This is a genomic window from Mycobacterium sp. 1164966.3, from assembly GCF_001665395.1.
GTDB lineage: Bacteria > Actinomycetota > Actinomycetes > Mycobacteriales > Mycobacteriaceae > Mycobacterium.
This window is the reverse complement of record NZ_LZSG01000043.1, coordinates 1-26218: the sequence shown is the minus strand read 5'-3', so window position 1 is coordinate 26218 and position 26218 is coordinate 1. Positions and strand designations below refer to the sequence as shown.

Here is a 26218-nt window from a genome sequence, read left to right as displayed (position 1 = left end):
TGATCCCCGCCCTACCTACACAATCAAAGCCGTGGATACACAACCAAAGCCATAGGCTCACACTGAAGTTCGGCTCTAAGAGGTTCAGCCGTTCCGCACGATGTCGTCCAGCACCGCGAACATGGTGCGCGTCGGCACGCCGGTGGCGCCCTTGGGGGTATAGCCCCACGCGCTGCCGGTGTTGTATGCGGGGCCGGCGACATCGATGTGGGCCCACTGCACTCCGTCGGCGACGAATTCGCGCAGGTACACCCCGGCCACCAGCATGCCGGCGAAACGCTGCCCGCTGACATTGGCCAGGTCGGCGACGGTGGACTTCAGGTCGTCCTTGAGTTCATCGGGCAGCGGCATCGGCCAGCCGTTCTCGCCGACCTGTTGCGAGATCGCGGCGACGCGGTCGCGGAATTCGTCACTGCCCATCACGCCGGGAATACGGGCGCCCAGCGCGACGGTCTGTGCGCCGGTCAGGGTGGACGTCTCGATCAGGTAGTCGGGATTGTCTTCGCAGGCCCGAACGATGGCGTCGGCCAGGATCAGCCGGCCCTCCGCGTCGGTGTTGAGTACCTCGACGGTAGTGCCGCCGTACTGCGTCAGCACGTCACCGGGACGTTGCGCGGTGGCCGACGGCATATTTTCGGCCATCGGGACGGTGGCAATCACGTCGATCGGAAGCTCCAGTTGCGCGGCCAGCGTCACGGTGGCGATGACCGCGGCGGCCCCGCCCATGTCCGAGGTCATGTGGTGCATCGACGCGGCGGGCTTGATGGAGATCCCGCCGGTGTCAAAGGTGATGCCCTTACCGACCAGGGCCACCTTCTTAGCCTGCTTGGGATTCTTGGCCAGCCGCGAGCCGCGGTGGCTCAGCCGCACCAGCCGCGGCGGCCGCGACGAGCCCTGCCCGACGCCGATCACTCCGCCGTAGCCGGCCTTACGCAGCGCCTTGTCGTCGAGCACCTCCACCTCGAGGCCGGCGGCTTCGCCCAAAGCCTTTGCTCGCTTTGCGAATTCGGCGGGAAACAGATGGCTCGGCGGAGTGTTGACCAAGTCGCGGGCGGTGGCGACGGCGGTCGCGACGGCCGCGCCGTGGTCACTCCGCTTCTTGGCGTCCTTCGCGGTACTCAGCACGGTGATTCGGCGCAACCCACTGTCCTTCGGCGCGGTCTTGGCGCTGCGGAACGCGCTGAATCGGTAGGCGCCCAGGACCAGCCCCTCGACGGCGGCCGAGCCGATGCCATCGCCCGGCAACTCGCCCAGGGTGGTGATGACCGTCTCGGCGTTGCCCAGTGATCGGGCGGCCACACCGGCGGCCCGCCGGATGGTGTCCGACGCCCACTCGTGGCGGGGCTTGCCCAAGCCGACCGTCAGCACACTGCCCACCGGCAGCGACGGCACCACCAGACGGTGTACCTGTTCACTGGCGCCGGTGGCATCCAGGGCGTGCAGGCCGTCCTCGATCTCCGCCACCACGTCGGCGGACAGGAATGGCTCGGCCGCCGCGACGACTGCCCCCGGCCTGTCGTCTTCGCCGGTCGAGACGACCGGCACCAGCAAGACCGAGGAACCCGCACTGCGCTTGGGCAGCGAGCCGGCAACGGTGACGGTTGGTGATTGGTAGCCCGATTCGGTGGTCACGTGCAATCACCCTAGCCACCTCAGCCAGGCCTGGCGTCGACAGCGTCCCCGCTATGCAGCTCGAAGGCGGTCACCGGGGCGTCAAAACCCTTGAGCTGCAATGGGCCATGCGCCTTGGCAGGCCAGTCCGGTAGTTGATCGTGCAGCTCTGCCGACGCCAGAATCTGACATGGCGCGGCCGCCGCCACCAGACGCGCCGCCAGGTTGACCGGACTGCCGAAATAGTCGCCATTGATGGCCAGTACCGTGCCGTAGGCAAGCCCCGCCCGGACTTGCAGACCCTCCTCGCGTCCCCGCGGATGGTCGACGAGATCGACCGCCGCTTGCGCAAGGCGCTCCGGCGACCCGCACACCCACATCACCTCGTCGCCGATGAACTTCACCACCCGGCCACCGTCGGCATGCACCACCTCTGAGACGGTGCCGGCGAATTCGTTGAGTAGGTACGACAATTCCGCGGGTGCAAGCGCCTGAGTGAGCGCAGTGAAGCCGGACAGATCCGCAAAACCGACGCCACACACCACGCTTGCCGTCGTGTCGCGAAGAACGCCCTCGAAGTGGGTGCGTGCGCTGATCAGGTGGTGGCGATGGACAACGTCGATCAATGCCCCAATCCGCGGGACGAACTCCGCGACCGCGCGATAAGCCTGGGCCGTGGCGAGCTCGTCGTGGGTGTGGGTCATCTGGATGTCCGGCGTCCCGGCGCGGATCACAGTCGACTCGGCCTCCGCGAGCCGCGACATCGTGGCGCCGAGCACCCGCAGCATGCCGAATGCACCGTCCTCACCCAGCACCGATTTGATGGCCACCCACGTCGTCAGAGCGTCGACATCGGCCTGGCTCAGCGCCGGGATGTCCGGACTGGCCACCGTCAAACCGAGCAGAGCCCACGCGTGCGCGACCTCCTCGGGCGCCACCCCGAGTTGTTCGGCCGCGGTCTCAAACGTGTAGATCGGCCGCCCCGACCACGACAGCACATCCCCGGCCAGCCCGAACAGCCGGCCTCGCTGCTCTGCCTCGGCCATCTCTTCGACGGTGAAGCCAAGGTCGTCCAGGTACTTGATCAGGTCGGCACGCTCGCGCGCGTTCTTGATTCCGGCCGCCTCGAGTGCGTCGAAGTCCAGTGGCGATCGCGAGCGCGGCGATGCCGGGCGTGGGGGCACCCCCGCGAAGCCGGGGGACGGGTCGCCACCATCAGTCGCAGCATCGGACACCTGCCCAAGTCTGCCAGCAATACCCCTCATTAGGGTGAGACGACGTGACCGACCTGCAGCACGGACCACTGGAAGACCGTCATCGTGAGCTGGGTGCGAATTTCGCCGAGTTCAGCGGCTGGCTGATGCCGGTGTCGTACGCCGGAACGGTCAGCGAACACAACGCCACCCGCAACGCCGTCGGCCTGTTCGACGTCAGTCATCTGGGCAAGGCATTGGTCCGCGGGCCGGGTGCGGCGCAGTTCGTCAACTCCGCGCTCACCAACGACCTGAGCCGCATCGGGCCGGGCAAAGCGCAATATACGTTGTGCTGCACCGAATCTGGCGGCGTCATCGACGACCTGATCGCCTACTACGTGGACGACGACGAGATCTTTCTGGTGCCCAACGCCGCTAACACCGCCGCCGTGGTCGACGCGCTGCAGGCCGCCGCGCCCACTGGGCTGAACATCAGCAACCAGCATCGGTCGTATGCGGTGCTGGCCGTACAAGGTCCTCGTTCGACGGATGTGCTGGCCGCGCTGGCGCTGCCCGCCGACATGGATTACATGGGCTATGCCGATGCCTCCTATTCCGGGGTGCCGGTGCGGGTCTGCCGCACGGGCTACACCGGCGAGCACGGTTACGAACTGCTGCCACCGTGGGAGTCGGCGGGAGTCGTGTTCGATGCCCTCGTGGCGGCTGTCGCGGATGCCGGCGGTGAGCCCGCGGGACTGGGGGCACGTGACACGCTGCGCACCGAGATGGGTTATCCGCTGCACGGCCACGAGCTTTCGCTGGATATCTCGCCGCTGCAGGCCCGCTGCGGGTGGGCGGTCGGCTGGAAGAAGGAGGCGTTCTTCGGCCGTGACGCGCTGCTCGCCGAGAAGGAGGCCGGGCCACCGCGGCTGCTGCGCGGACTGCGCATGGTCGGTCGCGGTGTGCTACGTCCCGGGCTGAGGGTGCTCGCCGGCGACGCACCGGTGGGGGTCACCACCTCGGGTACGTTCTCGCCGACCCTGCAGATCGGAATCGGGTTGGCGCTCATCGACACCGACGCCGGCGTCGAGGACGGCCAGCGAATCATCGTCGACGTGCGGGGCCGTCCCGTGGAGTGCGAAGTGGTGCGACCGCCGTTCGTCGCCGTCAAGACCCGGTAGCGGACCAGCATTTGCACGGCAAATATCAATTGGCACCCGGGGATACAATCAGCGCCATGACCCGCGGCTCCCTCGAGTTCACGGTTTCGCCCGCGACAAATCCGGCCACCCGCGCCGAACGTGAATCGATCCTGACTGACCCCGGCTTCGGCAAATACCACACCGATCACATGGTGTCGATCGACTATCTGGACGGAAAAGGCTGGCACAACGCGCGGGTCATCGGCTACGGCCCGATCGAGCTGGATCCGTCGGCGATTGTGCTGCACTACGCGCAGGAAGTGTTCGAGGGCCTCAAGGCCTACCGCTGGGCGGACGGGTCGATCGTGTCCTTTCGTCCGGACGCCAACGCCGCCCGGTTGCACTCGTCGGCGCGGCGGCTGGCGATTCCCCAACTGCCCGACGGGGTGTTCATCGAATCGCTATGCCAGCTCATCGCCGTCGACAACGCCTGGGTGCCGCGGGCCGGCGGCGAGGAAGCGCTGTATCTGCGACCGTTCGTCTTCGCCACCGAGCCGGGCCTCGGGGTGCGGCCGGCCAAGGAGTACCGGTACCTGCTGATCGCCTCGCCGGCCGGGGCGTACTTCAAGGGCGGCATCAATCCTGTCACCGTCTGGGTGTCGACGGAGTATGTGCGGGCCAGCCCCGGGGGCACCGGCGCGGCCAAGTTCGGCGGTAACTATGCCGCCTCGCTGCTGGCCCAGGCCGAAGCCGCCGAGCACGGCTGCGACCAGGTGGTGTGGCTGGATGCCGTCGAACGTCGCTTCGTCGAAGAGATGGGCGGGATGAACATCTTCTTCGTGTTCGGAAGCGGCGGATCGGCACGACTGGTCACACCCGAGCTGTCCGGCTCGCTGTTGCCCGGCATTACCCGGGATTCGTTGCTGCAGTTGGCCACTGACGCCGGGTTCGCCATCGAGGAACGCAAGATCGACATCGACGAGTGGCAGAAGAAAACCGCCGCCGGGGAGATCACCGAGGTGTTCGCCTGCGGTACCGCCGCGGTCATCACGCCGATCGGGCGGGTCAAGTACGGGGACAGCGAATTCACCATCGCCGACGGCAAATCCGGTGAGGTGACGATGGCCCTGCGCGACACCCTGACCGGCATCCAGCGCGGCACCTTCGCCGACACCCACGGCTGGATGACGCGACTGGGTTAGGACCCGCGCTCGAGCGTGACGTTCGGCGATTAGGTGCGCACCAAAGCCGCCAATGCCACGGCGCACACCGTCGTGGTGAGCTCGATCGCGGCGCCCAGCACGTCGCCGGTGATACCGCCGAACCGGCGCACGCAGTGCGCCACCAACCCCGCGCCGCAACAAATCGCCACCAGCACCGCAACCGGCCCCTGCCAGAGTCGTGCGTCAGCGGGCACCGCGACGGCCAGCAGCACCGCAAGCCAGGCCGCCACCACCGGCGTGGACTGGGTGCCGGCGACCCGCACGCCGAGGGAGCTGCCGTCGGCCGCGGGCACCGAGCGCCGGCAAGCCAGCACCGCGGCCACCCGGCCGGCGAACACCGACACGGCAATCGCCGGGAGCCCCAGCCGGGAGAATGCCAGCCCCTGCAGCAGGATCACCAGCACCACCGCGGCCACCCCGAACGGTCCCGTCGACCCCTCGCGCATCACGGCCAGCGCCCGCTGCGGCGGCCCGTAGCAGCCCAGCCCGTCGGCGGTATCCGCGACGCCGTCGATGTGCAGACCCCGGGTGGCGAGCAGCAGCGCCGTCACCGCCAGCAGGCCGGACAGCGGGCTGGACGGCCCGAACATGTGCGCGCCGGCCCACGACACCGCGGCCGCCAGCCCACCGAGCGCGGCGCCGACCACCGGCAGCGCGGTCATGCCGCCACGGCCCATCGCGACCCCCTCGGCGCGCGGCACCGGCATGACCGTTGCGAACGCGAAAGCCGCTGCCAGCGAACGCATCACGAGGTGGCGGGGCCGGGTACAGGGGACGTGACACCAGCTTCCTGAAACGTCGCCATGCCCGACAGTGTCGCCACCCCGCCGCGCAGCACCGGCAATGCCACTGCGGCACCGGTACCCTCGCCCAGCCGCATGCCCAGGTCCAGGATCGGGTCCAGCATGAGCGACGCCAGGGCCAGGCTGTGACCCGGCTCGGTGGACCGGTGACCGGCCTGCCACCACATCCGGGCGCCGGGCGCCAGTCGTTCGGAGACCAGCGCGGCGGCCGTCACCGCCATGCCGTCCAGCACCAGCGGAGTCCGCCGTACGGCGGCCTGCGCGCAGAAGCCCGCCAGGGCGGCCAAATCCGCGCCGCCACAGCAGCGCAGCAAACCGATCGGGTCGTGCAACACCGGTCGCGCCCGGAACAGCGCATCGCGCACTGCCGCCGTCTTGCGGGCCCACCCGGCGTCGTCGATCCCGGTCCCGAAGCCGACCACGGCCACCGGCTCGGAGTTGGTCAGCGCTGCCACCAGAACCGCTGCGGGAGTGGTGTTCCCGATTCCCATGTCGCCGGCGATCAACAAGTCGGCCCCGCCGTCGACCTCCTCGTCGGCGATGCGCCGGCCGGCCTCGATCGCACCAACCGCCTCGTCTTCGGTCAACGCGTCCTCGACGGCGATATCGCCGCTGCTGCGCCGCACCTTGTGGGCGCCGACCTGTTCAGACAAAGCGTCGGCGTCCACGGACAGGTCGACGACGCGCACCGTCGCGCCGGCCACACCGGCCAGTGCGTTGATCGCGGCCCCGCCGGCCTCGATATTGGCGACCATCTGAGCGGTCACTTCCGGTGGATAAGCCGACACCCCGGACCGGGCGACACCGTGGTCACCGGCGAACACCACCACCCGCGCACGCTGGAAATCTCGGGGCGGGCACTGACCCTGGCACGCGGCTACCCAGATCGACAGTTCCTCCATGCGGCCCAGCGCGCCCTTCGGCTTGGTCAACGTGTCCTGGCGGACCCGGGCGGCTGCGGCGGCGTCCCGGTCCGGCGGCTCCACGGGCGCGAATTCCATCAGGTTCACGACGGCTTGATCGGCACGGCCTGCCCCGCCACTACCAACACCACCCGTTCGCACAACGCCGCCACCCGCTGGTTGAGGCTCCCCAGTTCGTCGGCGAACCGCCGCCCCGACGCGGTGGCTGGCACGACGGTCAACCCAACCTCCGGGCTGACGAGCATCAGCGTCGAACCGAACGTGCTGACCGCGGCGATCATGTCGTCGATCATCTGCTGGACCGAAACCATCGCCGGACCGTCGTCCCACGCCTGGCAGCGGTCCAGCACGTTGGTCAGCCACGCGCCGAGATCGTCGACCAGCGTCGGCATACCCGGGGACCGCCGCAATTGTGTTGCGACATCATCGGTTTCGATGGTCGACCAATGCGCGGGCCGGCGGTCGCGATGCTTGGCGACCCGCTGTGCCCACTCCGCGTCGGCTGCTGCGGCCGAGCCCGCGGCCAGGTAACACACCGGCTCATCAGGTGCCAGTAACTCCGCGATGGTTTCCTCCGCCCAGCGGGATTTGCCCGACCGGATCCCGCCGAGCACCAGCGTGCGCACCGGCGTCAGACGGCTTTCGTCGCGCTTTTAGCCGACATCGGCGCCACGTTTGACTTGGGGCCTGGGCGTGCGCGTCCGGCGCAGCTGGGAGGCTCGGCCTGCGGCGTAAACACCCAGCTTCCAATGGCTTTCAGTGTTGGTCGGGAATTTCTCGTCGACCATCCTGCCGACTTTGCGACCCAGAACGAACGCGTCGATACCCATCACGGCCATCAGAATCAGCATCGCCGGGGAGATGTAGAGCTGCAGCGGCGGCACCGCGAACATGATGAACAACAGCGCCAACGCCGACGGCATGAATAGGCCGAGCACATTGCGCCGGGCATCCACGACGTCGCGCACGTAGCGGCGAATCGGACCCTGATCGCGCGGCAGCAGATAGGCCTCTTCACCGGCCATCATGCGCTCGCGGCGTTCGGTCATCCGCGCCCGGCTGGCGGCTCTTTCGGCACGCCGTTCCTCCCGGCTCAGCTTGGGACCGGCCAGCGATTTGCGCCTGGCCCGCGCCTCGGCGGCAGTCATGGGTGCCGGTGCGACCGGGCCCTTCCGGACGCCGCGCCTGGCGGCGTCGCGCTTGGGGGTGGGCCGACCTTTGGGCCCCGTGGTGCGCGACCCGCGCGCCGGTGCGACGACGGCGTCTTCGGATGTGGACGGTGTCTCTCGGCCACCGTCGCGGCCATCCTCTTGGCCCTTCTTGCGGCCCAGCAGCTTCACAGTCGACAGGTTACTTCCCGGCTGGACAAGGCCCCAAATATCGGCTTCGTCGATCCAGGGTCCATCCGAGAAGGCCCGTATCCTGCATCGCCAGTGCGTCGCGCGAGTTGGCCCTACTCTTACGGAGTAATGAACGGCTGCCCGTGAACGACGACTCTGCGGCGTCGGATCCCGCCGGTGCTGACCTCGCGCCAGGCCGTATCCAGCTGCCTGCGATGTGCGTCCTGGTGGCTCCGGACTGCTATGGCAACAGCCTGTCGGCGGTGCAGGCCGCCGCGGCCATCGCGACCGGCTGGACCAGATCCCGGCCCCGTGACCGCTTCATCGTCGCCCCGCAGTCCGACGGCGGACCCGGTTTCGTCGAGGTGCTGGCCAACCGGTTCGGGAAGGCGCGGCGACTGCGGGTGGCAGGGCCGCTGGGCAAGCCGGTTGACGCCAGGTGGGTGTTCGACCGAAGCTCGTCGACCGCATATTTGGAGTGTGCGCAGGCCTGCGGCCTGACCTTGCTCGACGGGCCGCCGACGCCGAGGACCTCGTTGGCCGCCCACAGCAGGGGAGTCGGGCAGCTCATCGACGAGGCGCTGCGCGCCCGGGCGACCCGGATCGTGGTCGGGCTGGGGGGCAGCGCATGCACCGATGGCGGCAGGGGAATGATCGCCGAGCTCGGCGGGCTGGAGGCTGCCCGCGCCAAGCTGAGCGCCGTCGAGCTGATCGCCGCGTCCGACGTGAAATACCCGCTGTTGGGACCGTGGGGCGCGGCGCGCGTGTTCGCGCCGCAAAAGGGTGCCGACACCGCCGCCGTGGCAGCGCTCGAAGTCCGGCTCGAGGGGTGGGCGCTGGAGCTGGAAGACGCCGCCGGACGCGACGTGAGCGCCGAGCACGGCGCCGGTGCCGCCGGTGGCATCGGGGCCGGGCTGCTGGCGCTCGGCGGTCGATGTGAGTCCGGGGCGGCAATTATCGCGGAGCACACCCACCTAGTTGACGACTTGGCCGAGGCGGACATGATCGTCACCGGCGAGGGCAAGTTCGACGAGCAGTCCCTGCACGGCAAGGTGGTCGGCTCGCTGGCCGACGCCGCCATTCCGCTCGGAATTCCGGTGATCGTGCTGGCCGGGCAAGTGAGTTTGGACAAATCCACCTCGCGAGCGGCGGGCATCATGTCGGCCCTCTCGATCGCCGAATACGCCGGTTCGGTGGGGTTGGCGCAGGCTGATGCGGCCAATCAGCTGATCGGATTGGCGTCCGAGGTGGCGGCGCGACTCGGGAATAGCGGCCCAGCAAGGTACCGTTGATGAGGTGGGCTGCTCCCAGTGCGCAAACCATGAGTCGCCGGGCGGACCCACCTGAACTCGGACCCACGCAAGAGCACGTAGGAGAAGCAATGACGGTGCAGAACGAGTCGACCGCCAAGACCCACGGCGTAATTCTGACCGAGGCCGCCGCTGCCAAGGCGAAGTCGCTGCTGGATCAGGAAGGCCGAGACGACCTGGCCCTGCGTATCGCGGTTCAGCCGGGCGGTTGCGCAGGACTGCGCTACAACCTCTTCTTCGACGATCGGACGCTGGACGGGGATCTGACGGCGGACTTCGGTGGGGTGACCCTTACAGTCGACCGGATGAGCGCTCCCTACGTGGAAGGCGCGTCCATCGACTTCGTGGACACCATCGAAAAGCAGGGCTTCACCATCGACAACCCCAACGCCACCGGCTCCTGCGCGTGCGGCGACTCGTTCAACTGACCTTCCGGGTCTGAGGCGGCCTAGTAGGTGCCCGCGCCGCGCGGGATGTAGGAGCACACCGAGATCTGGCCACGCTGGAAGAGCAACTGCGCGACGGCCTGCATGTCGCTGCGCTTCGGGCCGCCCCTCGCCGGCGTCGCCCGCATGGTGAACAACGCCTGGGACTGGTACTGCGACAGGTAGACGATCTTGTCGACCGAAGTCACCTCGACCTGCGAGAACTGCTTGCGGAAGGCGTCGCTGCTCGCCTTGGCCAGGGCCTGGTCGGGCCGGCGGTCGCGCACCCCGTCGTACATGCCGCACAGGGCGTTGCGGGAGATGGTCTCGATGTCGCGGTGCTCGAGTGCGTCCAGGTAGCCCTGGATCGCGGTTTTGACCGCCCCCTCGGACAACGTGGAGCCGGTGTTGGCGCCGTTGGTGCGAACGCCGTACACGATCGCCGCCGTCACGACAGCCACCAGCGCGGCGACCACCAACAATCCGATGATCAGCCGCTTGGGCCTGCGCTTGGGATATGGCTGCGGAGGTGGCAGCTGCTCGGGATACGGAACCGACGATTGCGCCGCCGACGGGTTGGTTGCGAACGCCGGCTCGCTCGCGACGAACTCGTGGCCCTCGGGACCGGGGGATCCGGGCTCAGGGTAGTGGGGTCCGTCAGTGCCGGTCGGGTTCGGCGATTGCGGACCGGCCATCGTGATTCTCCTACGGTGGTGGATGGGGCATGAGCGGTTGCCGCCCAATGGGTGGAGTTCCCCGCAATTGGAGTTTCAGGCAACGAAGTGAGCTCTCTTGGCAGGCTAGCGCACGGCCTGTCGCAGACCGTGGACGAGCCTGAGTCGCAACCGCGCGAAACGCACGGTCGAGAGCCCTGGGTAGGCTGGACGGCCGGATAAGACGAAGGGTGGATTTCCGTGACGATCGCGGTGACTGGCTCGATTGCGACCGACCATCTGATGCGGTTTCCCGGCCGCTTCTCCGAGCAGCTGCTGGCCGATCATCTGCAGAAGGTCTCACTCAGCTTTCTGGTCGATGACCTGGTGATTCATCGGGGCGGCGTGGGTGGCAACATCGCCTTCGCGATCGGCGTGCTGGGCGGGGACGTGGCGCTGGTGGGCGCGGCCGGCGACGACTTCGCCGACTACCGCAACTGGCTGGAAGCCCACAACGTCAATTGCGACAACGTGCTGGTCTCCAAGACCGCGCACACGGCGCGTTTCGTCTGCACCACCGACCTCGACATGGCCCAGATCGCGTCGTTCTATCCGGGCGCCATGTCGGAGGCCCGCGACATCTCGCTGGCCGACGTGGTGTCCGCCACCGGCAAGCCCGAGCTGGTCATCATCGGGGCAAACGACCCGGCGGCGATGGTGGTGCACACCGAAGAGTGCCGCAAGCTCGGGCTGGCGTTCGCCGCCGACCCCTCGCAGCAGCTGGCGCGGCTGTCCGGCGAGGAGATCAGGAAGCTGATCGACGGGGCCACCTACCTGTTCACCAACGACTACGAATGGGACTTGCTGCTCTCCAAGACCGGCTGGTCGGAAGCCGACGTGATGGCTCAGATCGACCTGCGGGTCACGACGTTGGGCGCCAAGGGCGTCGACATCGTCGACCGCGACGGCACCAGCGTTCACGTCGGCGTGGTGCCCGAGACCAGCCAAACCGACCCCACCGGCGTGGGCGATGCATTCCGCGCCGGGTTCCTGACGGGACGAAGCGCCGGGCTGAGCCTGGAGCGTTCCGCACAGCTGGGCTCACTGGTGGCTGTGCTGGTGCTGGAATCGACCGGCACCCAGGAGTGGAGCTGGGACCGCGAGCTCGCGACCACCCGGTTGGCGGGCGCCTTCGGTGACGATGCCGCCGCCGAGATCGCCGCGGTGCTGGCTTAGCCGCGTCTGCTCGCCGCCGGACAGCTACAGCTCGACGGGATACTCCGGCTCGCTGATCTGCGGAACCACGCTGCCCTCGACGAAGATCGCGTGCCACAGCATGAAAATCAGCAACGTCCATAGCCGACGGCTGTGGTCGGCGTTCCCGCTTCGGTGCTCGTCGAGCATCCGGCGTACAGCGGCTGTTTCGACCAAGTGATCGGCCTGCGACGCGTCGACCATCGAGTACGCCCACTCCAGCAGCTCCCCGGTGCGCAGCCAATGCCGGATCGGCACCGGGAAACCCAGCTTGGGCCGGTTCAGCACGTGCGCGGGCACGATGGGCTCGAGGGCCCGTCGCAATGCGTACTTGGTGGTGGTGCGGGTGATCTTGGCGGCTACCGGTAACCGTGAGGCCACCGCGAACACCTCGGGATCCAAGAACGGCACCCGCAGCTCCAGCGAGTTGGCCATGGTCATCTTGTCGGCCTTGACCAGAATGTCGCCGCGCAGCCAGGTGAATAGGTCGATGTGCTGCATGCGGGCCACCGGGTCCCACCCGGTGGACTCCGCGTACACCGGCGCCGTCACATCGGTATGGGTCCAGTCCGAACGGAATCCGGGCAGCACCTCGCGCAGCTGTAGGTCCGAGAAGCTGCGGGCATTGCCGTAGTAGCGCTCCTCGAGCGTCAGCGATCCGCGATGCAGCAGGCTCTTGCCGCGCATGCCCTCCGGCAGCGGCTTGGACACCTTGCCCATCGAGCGCCGCAACCGCGCCGGTAGGTAGTCGAAGGGTTTCAGCGACAGCGGCTCCCGGTAGATCGTGTAACCGCCGAACAACTCGTCGGCGCCTTCGCCGGAAAGCACCACCTTGACGTGCTTGCGGGCCTCGCGGGCCACGAAGAACAGCGGTACCAGCGCCGGGTCGGCGACGGGTTCGTCGAGGTACCAGACGATTTCGGGCAGGGCGGCGACGAACTCGTCGGGCGTCACCACCTTGGCGATGTGGCGGGCGCCGATCGCCTCGGCCGAGGCCACGGCGACGTCGATCTCGGAGAATCCCTCGCGCTCGAAACCGGTGGTGAAGGTGATCAGCCTGGGATTGTGCCGGATGGCCAGCGCCGCGATGGCCGTGGAGTCGATGCCACCGGACAGGAACGCGCCGACGGTGACGTCGGCACGCATGTGCTTGGCCACCGAGTCCTCCAGCACCGCGGTGATCTCGTCGTAGCGGGGCTGCTCGGTGTCGCGGGTGATCGGCACCGCGGCGAACCGCGGCACGAAGTAACGGGTGATTTCGGGGGTCAGCCCGGGCCGGATGCGCGCGTAGCATCCCGACTCCAGCCGGCGTACGCCGCGATGCAGCGTCTCGGGCTCCGGCACGTACTGCAGAACGGTGTAGTGCTGCACCGCCCGCAGGTCGATTTCGGTGTCGAATCCCACCAACTCGGCCAGGTCCAGCAGGCATTTCTTCTCGCTGGCCACCGCCGTGCCCCCGGTGCCGGTCGCCATGAACAGCGGCTTGATGCCGAACGGGTCACGCGCACAGAACAATTCGCGGCTGACGGTGTCCCAGAGCGCGAACCCGAACATGCCGCGCAGCCGCGTCAGCACATCGGTGCCCCAGTAGTGGTAGCCGGCGACGATGGTCTCGCCGTCGCCGTCGGTCGCGAAATCGGCGCCATGCTGGGTGCGCAGCTCGTCGCGCAGCTCCAGGTAGTTGTAGATCTCGCCGTTGAACACCAGGACGTAGCGGTCGGGTGTTTCCGGTGGGCCCCAACGCAGCGGCTGGTGCGAATGTGCGATGTCGATGATGGACAACCGGTTGAAGCCGAACACCACCGAGCCGTCGGCGTCGGGGTCCGCCCAGGTGCCCGGCTCGTCGGGCCCGCGGTGGCGCATCAGGTGTGCGGCGCCGGCGATCGCATTGTCGGCGCGAGCCGCGGTGGCCTGGGCAAGCTCGTCGGTCCCGGCAGCAGGACCGTCAGGGGGAGCCGGAGCCGCTACGAACGCCAGCAGTCCACACACGGCGCCCCAGTATGCCGCATCCGGGGCGTCGATCGCCTTTAGAGTGCTGCAACGGGTCGTTATGGCACACATCGTCGCCCTGTTAGGCGGCGTGGTCTACGCTGCGTAGTATTCGCATCCGAGTTAGCCGACGGTTCCGTCGACCCAGCTTGTGATACAGGAGGCGCCAACGTGACACGTCGCGAGCTAGGCCGTTCGCAATGCTTGTCGCAGGGTACGTTTCAGCGCCTCTTCGTGGGCGCGGCAGTCATGAGAGTCCGACGGCTCGCGCTGGTGGGGACACTTGGGGTGCTGGCCATCGTCCTGAGCGGGTGCAGCTGGGAGGACGCGATGGCGATGGGGTGGCCGAAGGGCGTCACCCCGGAGGCTCACCTGAACCGGGAGCTGTGGATTGGCGCGGTGATCGCCTCCCTGGTTGTCGGCGTCGTCGTGTGGGGCCTGATCTTCTGGACCGCCGTCTTCCACCGCAAGAGGGCTCGCGACACCGACTTCCCGCGCCAGTTCGGCTACAACATGCCGCTGGAGCTGGTGCTCACCGTGGCCCCGTTCATCATCATCTCGGTGCTGTTCTATTTCACCGTGGTGGTGCAGGAGAAGATGCTGCACCTGGCCAAGGATCCCGAAGTCGTCATCGACGTCACGTCCTTCCAATGGAACTGGAAGTTCGGCTACCAGCGGGTGCATTTCAAGGACGGCCAGGACTACGACGGCGCCGACGCGGCAAAGAAGAAGGCCATGGTCTCCAAGCCGGAAGGCAAGGACCAGCACGGTGAGGAGCGAGTCGGACCGGTGCGTGGGCTCAACACCGAGGACCGGACCTACCTCAACTTCGACAGGATCGAAACCCTGGGCACCAGCACCGAGATTCCGGTCCTGGTGCTGCCCACCGATACGCGTATCGAATTTCAGCTGAATTCGGCAGACGTCATCCACGCGTTCTGGGTACCGGAGTTCCTGTTCAAGCGTGACGTGATGCCAAACCCCGAGGCGAACAACTCCATCAACCGCTTCCAAATCGAACGGATCACCAAGCCGGGAGCCTATGTCGGTCACTGCGCCGAGATGTGCGGCACCTACCACTCGATGATGAACTTCGAGGTGCGCGCCGTTACACCCGACAAGTTCAAGGCGTACCTGCAGAAGCGGATGGACAACAAGACGACCAACGCCGAGGCGCTGAAGGCGATCGGCGAAGAACCTCTTGCGACCACCACCCATCCGTTCGACACTCGCCGTGGCGAGCTGGCCCGAAGCCAGTAGTTAAGGACACCCAATGCATATCGAAGCGAGGCTGTTCGAGTTCATCGCCGCGTTCTTCGTCCTCTCCGCGGTGCTGTACGGGGTGCTTACTTCGCTGTTCGCCACCGGCGGCGTGGAGTGGGCGGGCACCACCGCACTGGCGCTCACGGGCGGCATGGCGTTGATCGTGGCCACCTTCTTCCGGTTCGTGGCGCGCCGGCTGGACACCCGGCCGGAGGACTACGAGGGTGCTGAGATCAGCGACGGCGCAGGGGAATTGGGGTTCTTCAGCCCGCACAGCTGGTGGCCGATTCTGATTGCGTTGTCCGGGTCGGTAGCGGCGACCGGCATCGCGTTGTGGCTGCCGTGGCTCATCGTTGCCGGTGTGGTGTTCATCCTCGCGTCGGCGGCCGGGCTGGTGTTCGAGTACTACGTCGGGCCCGAGAAGCACTGATCGACGCCCGAAGGTCACAATCCGGACATCACTTCATCGGTGGCCCGTTCGCCCAGACTTATTTGCCCTGACCGGTTCGGTAGGGTTTGCCGAAGGACCATGAGAATCTCCCTAGCGCGTGCGCACCGATGCAGCTGCGGAACCGCACGCGCTGGCGATGCAGTTGGACAAGGCAGACGAAGCAGACGAACATGAGCGGGCCGAATCCTCCCGGGCGGGATCTTGAGGGACCCGATTCCGCCGGCGAACACAGCGACTCTGGCAGCGAGCCTGACGCCGAGCTGGAGCCCTTCGACGCCGCCGCAGACGACGCCGGCGACCATACCGGCCAGACCGACATTTATTCGCGGGCCTACTCGGCGCCCGAGTCCGAGCAATTCATCAGTGGCCCCTACGTGCCGGCGGACCTGCGGCTCTACGACTACGACGACTATGACGGCTCGTCGGACCTGATCGACGAACGCGCCGCTCCGCGCTGGCCGTGGGTGGTCGGCGTCGCCGCCATCCTGGCTGCGATCGCGCTGGTTACGTCGGTGTCGATATTGGTCACCCGCAGCGACACCAGCCAAGTCGCCACCCCCGGCACGACGTCGTCCGCGTTGCCCTCCCAGGACGAGATGACCACGACCACGCCGCCGCCGCCGTCGTCGACGCCATCCTCCACCGAAATCTCGACATCAACGGAGACCCAGACAGTGACCGTGACCCCTGCGCCGACAGCGGCCCCGCCACCGCCGACCGGCGCGGCGCCGCCGGCGAGCAGCACGCCGGCCGCGGTGGTGCCGCCGCCCCCCACGACCACGACGCCCGCCGGTCCGCGGCAAGTCACCTATTCGGTGACCGGTATCAAGGCGCCAGGCGACATCATCACCGTGACCTACGTGGACGCGTCTGGCCGGCGGCGGACCCAGCACAACGTGTACATCCCGTGGTCGATGACCGTGACCCCGATCTCGCAATCCGACGTGGGCTCGCTCGAAGCGTCCAGTCTGTTCCGGGTCAGCAAGCTCAACTGCTCCATCACCACCAGCGACGGGACGGTGTTGTCGGCGAACGCCAATGATGCATGGCAGACGAGCTGCTGATGGTCGGCAGGTACTCGGCATACCGGCAGGGGTCGGACACCGTTCCTCCGGACGTGGTCGATCGCATTCTCATCGGGGCGTGTGCGGCGGTATGGCTGCTGCTGGTGGGCGTGAGCGTGGCAGCTATCGTCGCGCTGGCGGATCTGGGTCGTGGCTTCCACAAGGTGGCGAGGACGCCCCACACGCCATGGATTCTGTATGTCGTCATCGTCGTCTCCGCGCTGATCATCGCGGGCGCGATCCCGATGCTGTTGCGCGCACGCCGCATGGCACAGGACGAACCGGCGGGCGGGCCGGTAGGCGCGCTGGCAGGCCGGCCCACCAGGCCGTCGGCCGGCACCGGGTACCCGGCGGCGCGCGGCGCGGCCCGGCCGCGTGCGGAGCGGGTACAAGAGTACGGGCACGTCGACGAGTGGTCAGGCGCGGCGGTGGACCGCATTTGGTTGCGCGGGGCGGTCGCCCTCACCGGCACGATGGGCGCAGCGCTTATTGCTGTCGGGGTGGCGACCTACTTGATGGCCGTCGGCCACGACGGCGCGTCCTGGGTCGGCTATACATTCGCCGGGCTGATCACCGCGGCGATGCCCGCGCTCGAGTGGATACATGTCCGTCAGCTGCGTGAGGTCATCGCCGTTCACTAGCTGAGACGACGTTCGTTGCCGGGAGCGTTCAAGCGTGAATTTGCTGTGAATCCTGGGCTTTGGCCGCGCAACCAGGGCGGAAATCCGCGCCTTGGGGGCACCCTACGTTCACACCAAATGCCATGAGTGCACGCTCAAAGCCCAGGCTGCACAGCGAAAGTCGTCAGGACAGATGCAATGCGTCTGCGGGCCTAGTGCTCGCGGCGTTCCCCGTTCGGTGAGCCGTTGCGGCCTTCCTGGTGCTCGCGCAGGGCGGTGAGGGCACGGTGCTCGGCGGCGTGCGCCGCCTCGCGTAGTGCGGCATCCTCCGACGCCGGGTCGGCGAACATGAAGCTGCCACTACCTGGCGTGCCGGCCGACCCCAGCTTGTTCATGCGCTTGGGGACGGGTGCGCCCTGGTATTCCAGCGCCAGTGGGTGGCCGTGGTCGTCGACGGGGCCCAGCGGTTGGTGCAATTCGATGTAGGCGCCGTGCGGGAGTCGCTTGATGATGCCGGTCTCCACGCCGTGCTCGAGCACCGCGCGGTCGCTGCGCTGCAGCCCGATGCACCACCGATAGGCGATGAAGTACACGAACGGCGGCAAGATCACCATGCCGATACGCCCGATCCACGTCGTCGCGTTCAGCGAGATGTGGAACTTGAACGCGATGATGTCGTTCATCGCCGCCAGCGTGAGCACCATGTAGAAGCTGATCGCCATGGCCCCCACCGCCGTGCGCACCGGGGCGTCGCGCGGGCGCTGCAGCAGATTGTGGTGGGCATAGTCACCGGTGAACCGCTTCTCCAAGAACGGATAAACGATCAGCAGGACGAAAACCAAACCCATGATCAACGCCACCCAGACCGGGGCGGGAATGGTGTGGTGCCAGAAGTAGAACTCCCAGGGCGGCCAGATACGGGCCAGACCCTCGGTCCACATCATGTAGAAGTCGGGCTGGGAGCCCGCCGAGACCTGGGATGGCTTGTAGGGGCCCAGGTTCCAGATCGGGTTGATCTGCAGCAGGCCGCCCATCAGGCCCAGCACACCGACGATGGTGGCGAAGAAGGCGCCGGATTTGACCGCGAACACCGGCATCACCCGCACGCCGACGACGTTGTGTTCGGTGCGGCCGGGGCCGGGGAACTGGGTGTGCTTCTGGAACCACACCAACGCCAGGTGCGCCCCGATCAGCGCCAGAATGATCGCCGGCAACAGCAGAATGTGCAGCGCGTACAGCCGCGGAATCAAGATGTTGCCGGGGAAGTCGCCGCCGAACAGGAACCAGTGCAACCAGGTGCCGATCACGGGCATACCCAGGGTGATCGAGGAGAGGGCGGCGCGCAGGCCGATGCCGGAGAGCAGGTCGTCGGGCAGGGAGTAGCCGAAGTAGCCCTCGAACATGGACAGGATCAGCAGCAGTGAGCCGAGCACCCAGTTCATCTCGCGGGGGCGCCGGAAGGCGCCGGTGAAGAAGATGCGGGCCAGGTGCACCATGATCGCCGCGGAGAACATCAGCGCCGCCCAGTGGTGGATCTGACGCACGAACAGCCCGCCGCGGACTTCGAAGGAAATGTTGAGCGCCGACTCGTAGGCCCGCGACATCTCCACGCCGCGCAGCGGTTGATAGGCACCGTGATAGTTGACGTCGACCATGGACGGGTCGAAGAACAGCGTCAGATACACGCCCGTGATCAGCAGCACGATGAAGCTGTACAGCGCGATCTCGCCCAGCAGGAACGACCAGTGGGTCGGGAACACCTTGTTCAGCTGTCTGCGGACGGCCGCCGAAGGGTGATAGCGCGTGTCGATGTCCTCGCCTTGGCGGGTCAGGACGTCACCGATGTTCGGGGGAGTCAGTTTTGGACTCATGATGTAGTTCGCTCCCAAAATGCCGGTCCGACGGGCTCGGCAAAGTCACCGTTGGCGACCAGATACCCCTCGGCGTCGATGGTGATGGGCAGTTGAGCCAGTGCGCGGGCCGCGGGACCGAATATCGGCTTGGCGAAGTGCAGAGCGTCGAACTGCGACTGGTGACACGGGCACAGGATCCGGTAGGACTGCTGCTCGTAGAGCGAGGACGGGCAGCCCAGGTGCGAGCAGACCTTGGTGAAGGCGAAGAACTCGCCGAAGTTGAAGCTCTCCTGCCCCTTGCGCTTGACGACCCGCGGCATGTCACTGGGACGAATCCGGATGAGCATCACGGGGTTACGGATACCCAGCTTGATGTCGATCAGCTTTTCATGGGATTCCGCGGTGGTGCCGTCGCCGTCGGACTGCCGCCAGGGGAACACCGTCTCCATCCCGCCGGCGTCGATGTCTTCCGGCCGCATCCGAACGAACGGCGCGGAATCGTGCGAGCCGGTGGCCCGCGCCAGATAGATGGTTTCGCCCTTGTAGCGCGGCGTCCAGCCCGACGTCCACAACACGGCTTTCTTGCCTTCGGCGGTGTCGACGACCGGCTTCCACGGGTTCTTGATCATGCCGCCGGCAAAGGCCACCAGGGTGCCGAGGCCGAAGGCGCCCAAGCCCATGCCCAGCGACAGGCCGACCAGCTTGCGCCGTCTGATCGTCGAGCCTTCGAGGGCGTTGGTCAGGTTCGCGACGACCGTCTTGCGGTCGATCTCCCGCGATACGCCGTCGTGCCGTTCCTGGATCGAAATCTCTTCGGGGATAAAGCGTTTCTGGTACAGCACGGCGCCGATGCCGATCGCCAGAATGGACAGCCCGAAGGTCAGCCCGTACAGCGGGGTGGCCAGCGTGTAGAGGATGCTGCCGTGCTCCTCGCGCGGCTTGTACTCCCACGGCCAGAACAGGAAGACCAGCAGCAGCGCCAGCCCGGAAGCGCCGCCCAGCAAAAGCCACAACGCCACTCCGCGCTCGGCGCGCTTCTCGGCCTTGGTGCCCTCGATCGGCCAGCGAGGCTCTTTGTAGACGGTCTCGACACCGTCGAGCTTGCCGCCCAACGCCAGCAGCTCTTCGTTGGACATCGTGGCCAGCGCGGCCTCGTCGGGCTCCCGGGCCGAGCCGGCCTCCTTGTCGGTGTCCGAACCTTTCACTTCATCAACGTCGCTCACGAGCGCGCCCCAATCCACAACGTCAACCCGATGGCGGCGACCATGCCGATGATCCACATCGCCATACCCTCAGGTGCCGGTCCGAACCCGCCGAGACCGTAGCCACCCGGTTGACGTTCTTCGACGACCGTCCTGACGTAACCGATGATGTCCTTCTTGGCCTCCATGGAGAGCTGACGCTCGGAGAACTTGGGCATGTTCTGCGGGCCGGTCAGCATCGCCGTCAGAATTTGCTGTTCGTTGGCCGGTCCCAGGTCGGGCGCGTACTTGCCGGAGGACAGCGCCCCACCCTTGCCGGTGAAGTTATGGCAGGACGCGCAGTTCAGCCGGAACAGGTCGCCGCCGCGGCCGAGGTCCTCGCCGCGCAGTGACCGCATCGCGATGGTTTTGCCGTCGGACTCGCGCACCACCCTGGGGCCGCCGCCATTGGCCTGCACGTAGGCGCCGAGCGCGTCGGTCTGGGCCTCGTCGAAGATCGGGTCCTTGCGCTGTGCTTGCGCCTCACCGCGCATGGCGGGCATCCGGCCGGTGGACACCTGGAAGTAGACGGCGGCCTCGCCGACGCCGATGAGGCTCGGCCCGTGGTCGGGCACGCCCTGCAGGTTGGCGCCGTGGCAGGAAACGCAGGAGGTTTCGAAGAGCTGCTTACCCATGCGCAGCCGCGCCGAGGAGTCCTCGTCGGCGACGGCAACCTGCGGAGTCGGGGTCAGCACGGCGGCCAGGCCGCCGGCGACGGTGAGCGCAATGAGTAGCAGCAGTCCTCCGGACAATCGGCGCTGCAGCCGCCGTCGGGAGCGGTTGTCGCGCTTGTCATCTCCGGATCGGGTGAACCGCAGTTTCTTCAACCGAGAACTCCTGTCCATTCCTGTTCGGGCTGCTGGGCCGGTACCGGACTCTGCCGGCCTCACCGGATGAAATAGATCACGGTGAACAGCGCGATCCACACGATGTCGACGAAATGCCAGTAGTAGGAGACGACGATGCTGGCGGTCGCCTGCGCCGGCGTGAACTTGCTCATCGCGGTGCGCGCGAGCAGGAAGATGAATGCGATCAGGCCGCCGGTGACGTGTAGGCCGTGGAAGCCGGTGGCGAGGTAGAAGACGCTGCCGTAAGCGCTGCTGGGGATCGTGGTGCCGTGCGTCACCAGGTGGAAGTACTCGTAGCCCTGGCCGAGGACGAAGAATAGGCCCATCAGGAAGGTGATCACATACCAGCGGCGCAACCCGAAGACGTCGCCGCGCTCGGCGGCGAACACGCCCATCTGGCAGGTGAATGACGACGCGATCAGAACCAACGTCACCGGGACGGCCTGGTAGAGATTCAGCTCGGTCGGTGGCGGCGGCCACTTGCCGCCGGCCTGGGCCCGGGCGGTGAAATACATGGCGAACAGGCCAGCAAAGAACATGAGCTCGCTGGAAAGCCAGACTATGGTGCCAACACTCACCATGTTCGGCCGATTCAGCGAATGAATGCGCGACGTGATCGCAGTACCCGAGGTCCCCACAGCGCTGGTCACATCCGCAAGTATGACGCTTTGTAGTTGTTGAGCACTACCCGGGGCGGCAAATCAATGTGGCGCGTCGCACTCAATAGCTACCACCTGACCTCGTCGGGGATTGGGCGGCGGCTGGTCGTCGTGGGACCATCGGCGCGTGGCTGTGTCATCCGGGGCGTCATCCGAGCCGCCAGTCGAGACGCCGTTGCCCGGGGGGTCTCCTGCGGTTCCGGCCGGGTCGGCGCCGTCGTGGCCGCAGGTCCTGAGCCGATTGACCGCCGGGCAGAACTTGGCCCGGGGACATGCGGCCTGGGCCATGGACCAGATCATGACGGGCAGCGCGAGGCCTACCCAGATCGCCGCCTTCGCCGTCGCCATGAAGATGAAGCGTCCCACCGCGGCCGAAGTCAGTGAGCTGGCCGACGTGATGCTCAGCCATGCGCGTCAGATGCCGGTGGACGCGATGCGGCGAGACATCGGAGACACCGTCGACATAGTCGGCACCGGCGGCGACGGCGTCAACACCGTCAACCTGTCCACCATGGCGGCGATCGTGGTCGCGGCCGCCGGCGTGCCGGTGGTCAAACACGGCAACCGGGCGGCGTCGTCGCTGTCCGGTGGCGCCGACACGCTGGAGGCACTCGGAGTTCGCATCGATCTCGGTCCCGAGCAGGTCGCGCGCAGCCTCGGCGAAGTCGGGATCGGCTTTTGCTTCGCGCCGGTATTCCATCCGTCGTACCGGCACGCGGCCTCGGTGCGCCGCGAGATCGCCGTGCCCACAGTCTTCAATCTCCTTGGGCCGCTTACCAATCCGGCGTGGCCGCGAGCCGGGCTGATCGGCTGCGCGTTCGGCGACCTCGCCGAGGTGATGGCCGGGGTGTTCGCCGCGCGTCGATCCAGCGTGCTGGTTGTGCACGGCGACGACGGGCTCGACGAGCTGACCACTACGACCACCAGCACCATCTGGCGGGTGCAGGCGGGCACCGTGGACAAGCTGACCTTCGATCCGGCGGGTTTCGGGTTCGCGCGCGCGGAACTCGACGAGCTGCTGGGCGGCGACGCGCAGGCCAACGCCGCCGAAGCGCGCTCGGTGCTGGGCGGCGCCAAGGGCCCGGTGCGGGATGCCGTGGTGCTCAACGCCGCCGGCGCGATCGTGGCTCATGCCGGGTTATCCAGCCGCGCCGAGTGGCTGCCGGCGTGGGAGGACGGGCTGCAGCGGGCCCGCGCCGCCATCGACACCGGCGCGGCCGAAAAGCTGCTCGCGCGATGGGTGCGGTTCAGCCAGCAGGTCTGAATCAGCCTGCTCGGCTGCGAGCCGCGCGGAGCGAGCCGTCGCGGCCCACTGGGCCCAGGCACCTGCCGCCCGCAACGGGGTGGTCCAGCCGGCGTCGTCCACGCCGGCGACGCGGACAATGCGTACCCCCGGGGCCGCCAGCCAGCGGGCGATGAGCGCGGTCTCCTCGACCAGCGCGCCCGCGAGCGGCGCCGGCGCCGGAATGACGGTCTGGGCACCGGCCCGGATGGCCTCCACGACGGGCATCGGCGGCACCCCACGTGGGGCCGCGCCGGCCGCGGCGAGCTGGCCGTGGCGGATCACGCAGAGGTGGTAGCCGCCCTGGCCATCCGGCGCGGCGGCGATCAGCTCGGGCAGCGCGGCCAGTGCGCGCAAACGCTGCCCGCGCCACAGGGTTTCGATGGCGGCGGCGGTGAAGTCGCGCAGCCGCGCGGCGCTCTCGTAGCGGTGCAGCCCGGCCAGCCGGGTGACCTCGTGGACGGCGCCGGTCAGCGCGCTGTTGTCCTGCCCGTCGATCAGTGCCGCGGCCCGCGCCACCGCCGTCGCGTATTGCGTGGCTGTCACGCCGCGAGCGGCGGGGCACGGCGACACCTCGACCTCCGGGCACGAAGGCCCGTGCAGCGCCGCACGTCCCAGCCGGGTGGTGCAGGTCCGGACCCCGGTGAACCGCGCCAGCAGGGCCGCCGTCTGCGCGGCCTCGGTGCGGGACCGGAACGGTCCGACGGCGCGGTCGTGTCGGGGGGAGCGGACCACCGACAGACGAGGAAATGCCTCGTCGCTGAGCACTACCCACCACCACCGGTGCGGGAACCTCGACCGCCGGTTGTACGGCGGTGCGTGTGCGGCCAGCATCCGCAGCTCGCGTACGCCGGCCTCCAGCGCATGCGCGCACTCGACGTGGTCGATGCGGCCGGCCAGTCCCACCATCTCCTTGATCCGGCCGCGCCGGTCGGCGCCGTTGAAGTACTGGCTTACCCGGCGCCGCAAGTCGACGGCGGTGCCGACGTAGAGCACCTCGCCCGACGGTCCGCGGAACAGGTAGACCCCCGGCCGGTGCGGCAACCCCTCGGCGAGCACGCGCTTGCGGCGCTGCGCCGTCGTCACGTCGGGCAGATACGAGCGCAGATCGGCGTAGGTGTGCACGCCCTGGTTGCCTACGCGTTCGATGAGGGCGTGCAGCACCTCGACGGTGGCGCGCGCGTCGTCGAGGGCGCGGTGAGTGGGCTGGGCGGCGACGGCGAACAACCGCGCCAAGGCGGCCAGTCGCACGCTGGGGGCCTCCTCGCGGCTGAGTATCCGGCGGGCCAGCCGAACCGTGCACAGCACCTGCGGCCGGCGCCAGGTGATGCCGCAGCGCTGCGCGGCGGCCCGCAGGAATCCGATGTCGAAGCCGGCGTTGTGGGCGACCAGCACCGATCTGCCCGCGAACTCCAAGAACATCGGCAGCACGCCGTCGATGGTCGGAGCGTCGCAAACCATCGCCGACGTGATGCCGGTGAGCTGCACGATCTGGGGCGGGATGCTGCGCTGGGGGTCCACCAGGGTGGCGAACTCGCCGAGCACGACGCCGCCGCGGACCTTGACCGCTCCGATTTCGGTGATGGCGTCGGCTGGGGCTTCTCCGCGGGCCGTCGCGCGCCCCCCGGTGGTCTCCAGGTCCACCACGACGAAAGTGGTCTCACGCAAGGGCATCTCATCGGCCGCGACGCCTGGGCACAGGTCGGCGAAGCTCAGCTGGGTCGCGCCGCTCACTCGCACAGCCGTGACGTTAGGCACACCCACCGACAGCTAACGGCCAAAACATGTCGGTGGTCGCGGTTAGCGTGCGAAGGAACTCGACGGAGGCCCGACCGAGAGGACCCTGATGGCCCACAGCACTGCATCCGACAGCAACGGTGGCGCGACCGGCGCGCCGGTGGTAATCGACTGCGACGACTGCGCGGCGCGGGGTGCGGGATGCCGCGACTGCGTCGTCAGCGTGATACTCGGGGTACCGGAAACTTTGTTGTCCGACGAGCGTGCCGCTTTAGAAGTGCTCGCCGATGCCGGATTGGCTCCGAGGCTGCGCCTGGTTCCGATTCGACGCGATCGCGGATCAGGTGTCGCTTAATTGCCCTGTGGCGCTGTAACTCCTGGACACCGACGATGTGCCCGAGGCCTTTCACAAAGAAATGACAGAAATCTTTCTATTTTCTTAATGCCCCGCTTTGGACAAACGCGTATATCGTTTCGTAACCTGTTTGAGACCTAAAACCGGCTCGATGACATGCGTCGACGGCAGTTTAAGGAAACAACACTTTGAAGCTCATCTGTAAGCCTCCGATTGCGCGTGCCATCGCGCGTTGCATGGTCGGTACGCTTGCGGGCTTCACCGTCTTCTCCGGTGTCGTTGCCACCAACGCCTTCGCCGACCCCGCGGGCGATGCGGTAGCAAAGCTGACAGAGCTATCCCGGCAGGCCGAGCAGACAACCGAAGCCATGCATACCGCCCAGCTCGACTTGATCAAGAAGCTGGCCGTCCAGCAGGCCGCGGAGAGAAAGCACGCGGACGACCAGGCCGCCGCACAGGCCGCCAAGGATCGGCTGGCCAGCTTCCAGGGCGCTGTCAACAAGCTCGCCGCCGCCACCTACATAGGTGGCCGCACCGACGGCATGCACGCCATCTTGACGGCCAAGTCGCCGCAGCAGCTGATCGACAGTTTGTCCGTGCAGCGGGTGCTTGCGGCTGACATGTCCCAGCAGATGGTCAGTTACCGGGCTGCGGGCGAGCAGGCCGCCAAGGCCGAGCAAGCCTCCGCCAAGTCCGCCGCCGAGGCCAAGAGCGCTGCCGAGCAGGCCGCCGCGGTACGGGCGAGTCTGCAGTCCAAGCAGAGCCAGCTGCAGGTGCAGATCGCCGTGGTCAAGTCGCAATACCTCGCACTGACGCCAGGCCAGCGCACGGCTGGAGTGCGGCAGTGAGATGCCGGCCTGCTGGAAGGCCCACATCACCAGTCCGGAGCAGTCGAACCCGCCCGGTGAGGCGCCGCCCCACACGTACGACGATCCGACCTGGCTCAACGCCGCCTGCACAACGGTGGCCCGATCCCCGG

At 67.6% G+C, this 26218-nt stretch carries 23 protein-coding genes and 2 pseudogenes; 12 read left to right on the top strand and 13 right to left on the bottom strand.

All coding sequences use genetic code 11. The annotated features are described in order from the left end of the window. Nucleotides 1-84 precede the first annotated feature (84 nt). Both A9W99_RS15650 and A9W99_RS15645 read right to left on the bottom strand, forming a co-directional pair. On the bottom strand, nt 85-1632 hold the full coding sequence (locus A9W99_RS15650) for a leucyl aminopeptidase (RefSeq protein ID WP_067379578.1): 1548 nt from the start codon (nt 1630-1632) through the stop codon (nt 85-87). 20 nt (nt 1633-1652) lie between these two features. Beyond that, a complete protein-coding gene (locus tag A9W99_RS15645; RefSeq protein WP_067379648.1) occupies nt 1653-2756 on the bottom strand; it encodes an adenylate/guanylate cyclase domain-containing protein in 1104 nt (367 codons plus the stop codon). 134 nt (nt 2757-2890) lie between these two features. On the opposite strand from A9W99_RS15645, the gene gcvT reads away from it, so the two are divergent. Next, nucleotides 2891-3985 (top strand): glycine cleavage system aminomethyltransferase GcvT, encoded by a 1095-nt coding sequence (gene gcvT, locus A9W99_RS15640; protein WP_067379575.1) that lies wholly within the window; start codon nt 2891-2893, stop codon nt 3983-3985. A 56-nt stretch (nt 3986-4041) separates the two neighbouring features. Then, entirely contained in the window at nt 4042-5148 is a 1107-nt protein-coding gene (locus A9W99_RS15635; protein ID WP_067379572.1) for a branched-chain amino acid aminotransferase, read from the top strand. A gap of 29 nt (nt 5149-5177) precedes the next feature. On the opposite strand, the gene A9W99_RS15630 is transcribed toward A9W99_RS15635, so the two are convergent. Genes A9W99_RS15630 through A9W99_RS15615 form a run of 4 tightly spaced genes read right to left on the bottom strand, consistent with a single transcriptional unit; the run spans nt 5178 to nt 8235 of the window. Next, nucleotides 5178-5918, bottom strand: a complete 741-nt coding sequence (locus A9W99_RS15630; RefSeq protein ID WP_067379569.1) for an adenosylcobinamide-GDP ribazoletransferase — start codon at nt 5916-5918, stop codon at nt 5178-5180. Then, nucleotides 5915-6976 carry a nicotinate-nucleotide--dimethylbenzimidazole phosphoribosyltransferase gene (gene cobT / locus A9W99_RS15625; protein WP_172828886.1) on the bottom strand — a complete coding sequence of 354 codons (1062 nt, stop codon included), beginning with the start codon at nt 6974-6976 and terminating at the stop codon, nt 5915-5917. The genes A9W99_RS15630 and cobT overlap by 4 nt, the downstream gene beginning before the upstream one ends. Nucleotides 6977-6978: 2 nt before the next feature. Next, nucleotides 6979-7521, bottom strand: coding sequence for a bifunctional adenosylcobinamide kinase/adenosylcobinamide-phosphate guanylyltransferase (locus tag A9W99_RS15620; protein WP_067379566.1), 543 nt, complete (start codon nt 7519-7521; stop codon nt 6979-6981). A gap of 27 nt (nt 7522-7548) precedes the next feature. Continuing rightward, on the bottom strand, nt 7549-8235 hold the full coding sequence (locus A9W99_RS15615) for a DUF3043 domain-containing protein (RefSeq protein ID WP_067379562.1): 687 nt from the start codon (nt 8233-8235) through the stop codon (nt 7549-7551). 215 nt (nt 8236-8450) lie between these two features. Between A9W99_RS15615 and A9W99_RS15610 the strand changes: the two genes are divergently transcribed. After that, nucleotides 8451-9527 (top strand): glycerate kinase, encoded by a 1077-nt coding sequence (locus tag A9W99_RS15610; RefSeq protein ID WP_067379644.1) that lies wholly within the window; start codon nt 8451-8453, stop codon nt 9525-9527. An 89-nt stretch (nt 9528-9616) separates the two neighbouring features. Further along, nucleotides 9617-9973, top strand: a complete 357-nt coding sequence (locus A9W99_RS15605) for an iron-sulfur cluster assembly accessory protein (protein ID WP_067379559.1) — start codon at nt 9617-9619, stop codon at nt 9971-9973. A gap of 20 nt (nt 9974-9993) precedes the next feature. Here the strand turns inward: A9W99_RS15605 and A9W99_RS15600 are convergent, their stop codons facing one another. Next, nucleotides 9994-10665: a hypothetical protein gene (locus A9W99_RS15600; protein WP_067379556.1), complete on the bottom strand. Its 672-nt coding sequence runs from the start codon at nt 10663-10665 to the stop codon at nt 9994-9996. A gap of 219 nt (nt 10666-10884) precedes the next feature. Between A9W99_RS15600 and A9W99_RS15595 the strand changes: the two genes are divergently transcribed. Next, entirely contained in the window at nt 10885-11859 is a 975-nt protein-coding gene (locus A9W99_RS15595) for a carbohydrate kinase family protein (protein WP_067379553.1), read from the top strand. A gap of 24 nt (nt 11860-11883) precedes the next feature. On the opposite strand, the gene asnB is transcribed toward A9W99_RS15595, so the two are convergent. Then, nucleotides 11884-13866, bottom strand: a complete 1983-nt coding sequence (asnB, locus tag A9W99_RS15590) for an asparagine synthase (glutamine-hydrolyzing) (protein ID WP_067379550.1) — start codon at nt 13864-13866, stop codon at nt 11884-11886. Nucleotides 13867-14037: 171 nt separating this feature from the next. On the opposite strand from asnB, the gene A9W99_RS15585 reads away from it, so the two are divergent. From A9W99_RS15585 to A9W99_RS15570, 4 genes are all read left to right on the top strand, one after another. Further along, nucleotides 14038-15126, top strand: coding sequence for a cytochrome c oxidase subunit II (locus A9W99_RS15585; protein WP_067379546.1), 1089 nt, complete (start codon nt 14038-14040; stop codon nt 15124-15126). 13 nt (nt 15127-15139) lie between these two features. Next, nucleotides 15140-15559, top strand: coding sequence for a cytochrome c oxidase subunit 4 (locus A9W99_RS15580; RefSeq protein ID WP_067233772.1), 420 nt, complete (start codon nt 15140-15142; stop codon nt 15557-15559). Nucleotides 15560-15750: 191 nt separating this feature from the next. Beyond that, nucleotides 15751-16644, top strand: a complete 894-nt coding sequence (locus A9W99_RS15575) for an MmpS family transport accessory protein (protein WP_067379543.1) — start codon at nt 15751-15753, stop codon at nt 16642-16644. Further along, on the top strand, nt 16644-17285 hold the full coding sequence (locus A9W99_RS15570; RefSeq protein WP_067379641.1) for a DUF2561 family protein: 642 nt from the start codon (nt 16644-16646) through the stop codon (nt 17283-17285). Before A9W99_RS15575 ends, A9W99_RS15570 begins: the two co-directional genes overlap by 1 nt. A 191-nt stretch (nt 17286-17476) precedes the next feature. Here A9W99_RS15570 and A9W99_RS15565 read toward each other — a convergent pair whose 3' ends face one another. Genes A9W99_RS15565 through A9W99_RS15550 form a run of 4 tightly spaced genes read right to left on the bottom strand, consistent with a single transcriptional unit; the run spans nt 17477 to nt 21856 of the window. Beyond that, nucleotides 17477-19135 carry a cytochrome bc complex cytochrome b subunit gene (locus A9W99_RS15565; RefSeq protein WP_067379541.1) on the bottom strand — a complete coding sequence of 553 codons (1659 nt, stop codon included), beginning with the start codon at nt 19133-19135 and terminating at the stop codon, nt 17477-17479. Next, a complete protein-coding gene (locus tag A9W99_RS15560; RefSeq protein ID WP_067379638.1) occupies nt 19132-20340 on the bottom strand; it encodes a ubiquinol-cytochrome c reductase iron-sulfur subunit in 1209 nt (402 codons plus the stop codon). The genes A9W99_RS15565 and A9W99_RS15560 overlap by 4 nt, the downstream gene beginning before the upstream one ends. Beyond that, nucleotides 20337-21185: a c-type cytochrome gene (locus A9W99_RS15555; RefSeq protein ID WP_067379635.1), complete on the bottom strand. Its 849-nt coding sequence runs from the start codon at nt 21183-21185 to the stop codon at nt 20337-20339. Before A9W99_RS15555 ends, A9W99_RS15560 begins: the two co-directional genes overlap by 4 nt. 59 nt (nt 21186-21244) lie before the next feature. Beyond that, complete coding sequence (locus tag A9W99_RS15550; RefSeq protein WP_067233780.1) at nt 21245-21856, bottom strand: heme-copper oxidase subunit III; 612 nt, start codon at nt 21854-21856, stop codon at nt 21245-21247. Nucleotides 21857-22040: 184 nt separating this feature from the next. Between A9W99_RS15550 and trpD the strand changes: the two genes are divergently transcribed. Beyond that, on the top strand, nt 22041-23129 hold the full coding sequence (gene trpD / locus A9W99_RS27290) for an anthranilate phosphoribosyltransferase (protein WP_067379632.1): 1089 nt from the start codon (nt 22041-22043) through the stop codon (nt 23127-23129). Here trpD and A9W99_RS26105 read toward each other — a convergent pair. Next, a pseudogene (locus A9W99_RS26105) lies at nt 23067-24881 on the bottom strand (DEDD exonuclease domain-containing protein); the annotation flags it as partial. The gene trpD and the pseudogene A9W99_RS26105 sit on opposite strands and share 63 nt — an antisense overlap. 112 nt (nt 24882-24993) lie before the next feature. Here A9W99_RS26105 and A9W99_RS15540 point away from each other — a divergent pair. Both A9W99_RS15540 and A9W99_RS15535 read left to right on the top strand, forming a co-directional pair. Next, a complete protein-coding gene (locus A9W99_RS15540) occupies nt 24994-25239 on the top strand; it encodes a hypothetical protein (protein ID WP_067379538.1) in 246 nt (81 codons plus the stop codon). A gap of 236 nt (nt 25240-25475) precedes the next feature. Further along, nucleotides 25476-26072, top strand: a pseudogene (locus A9W99_RS15535) (endopeptidase); the annotation flags it as partial. Nucleotides 26073-26218: the final 146 nt, after the last annotated feature.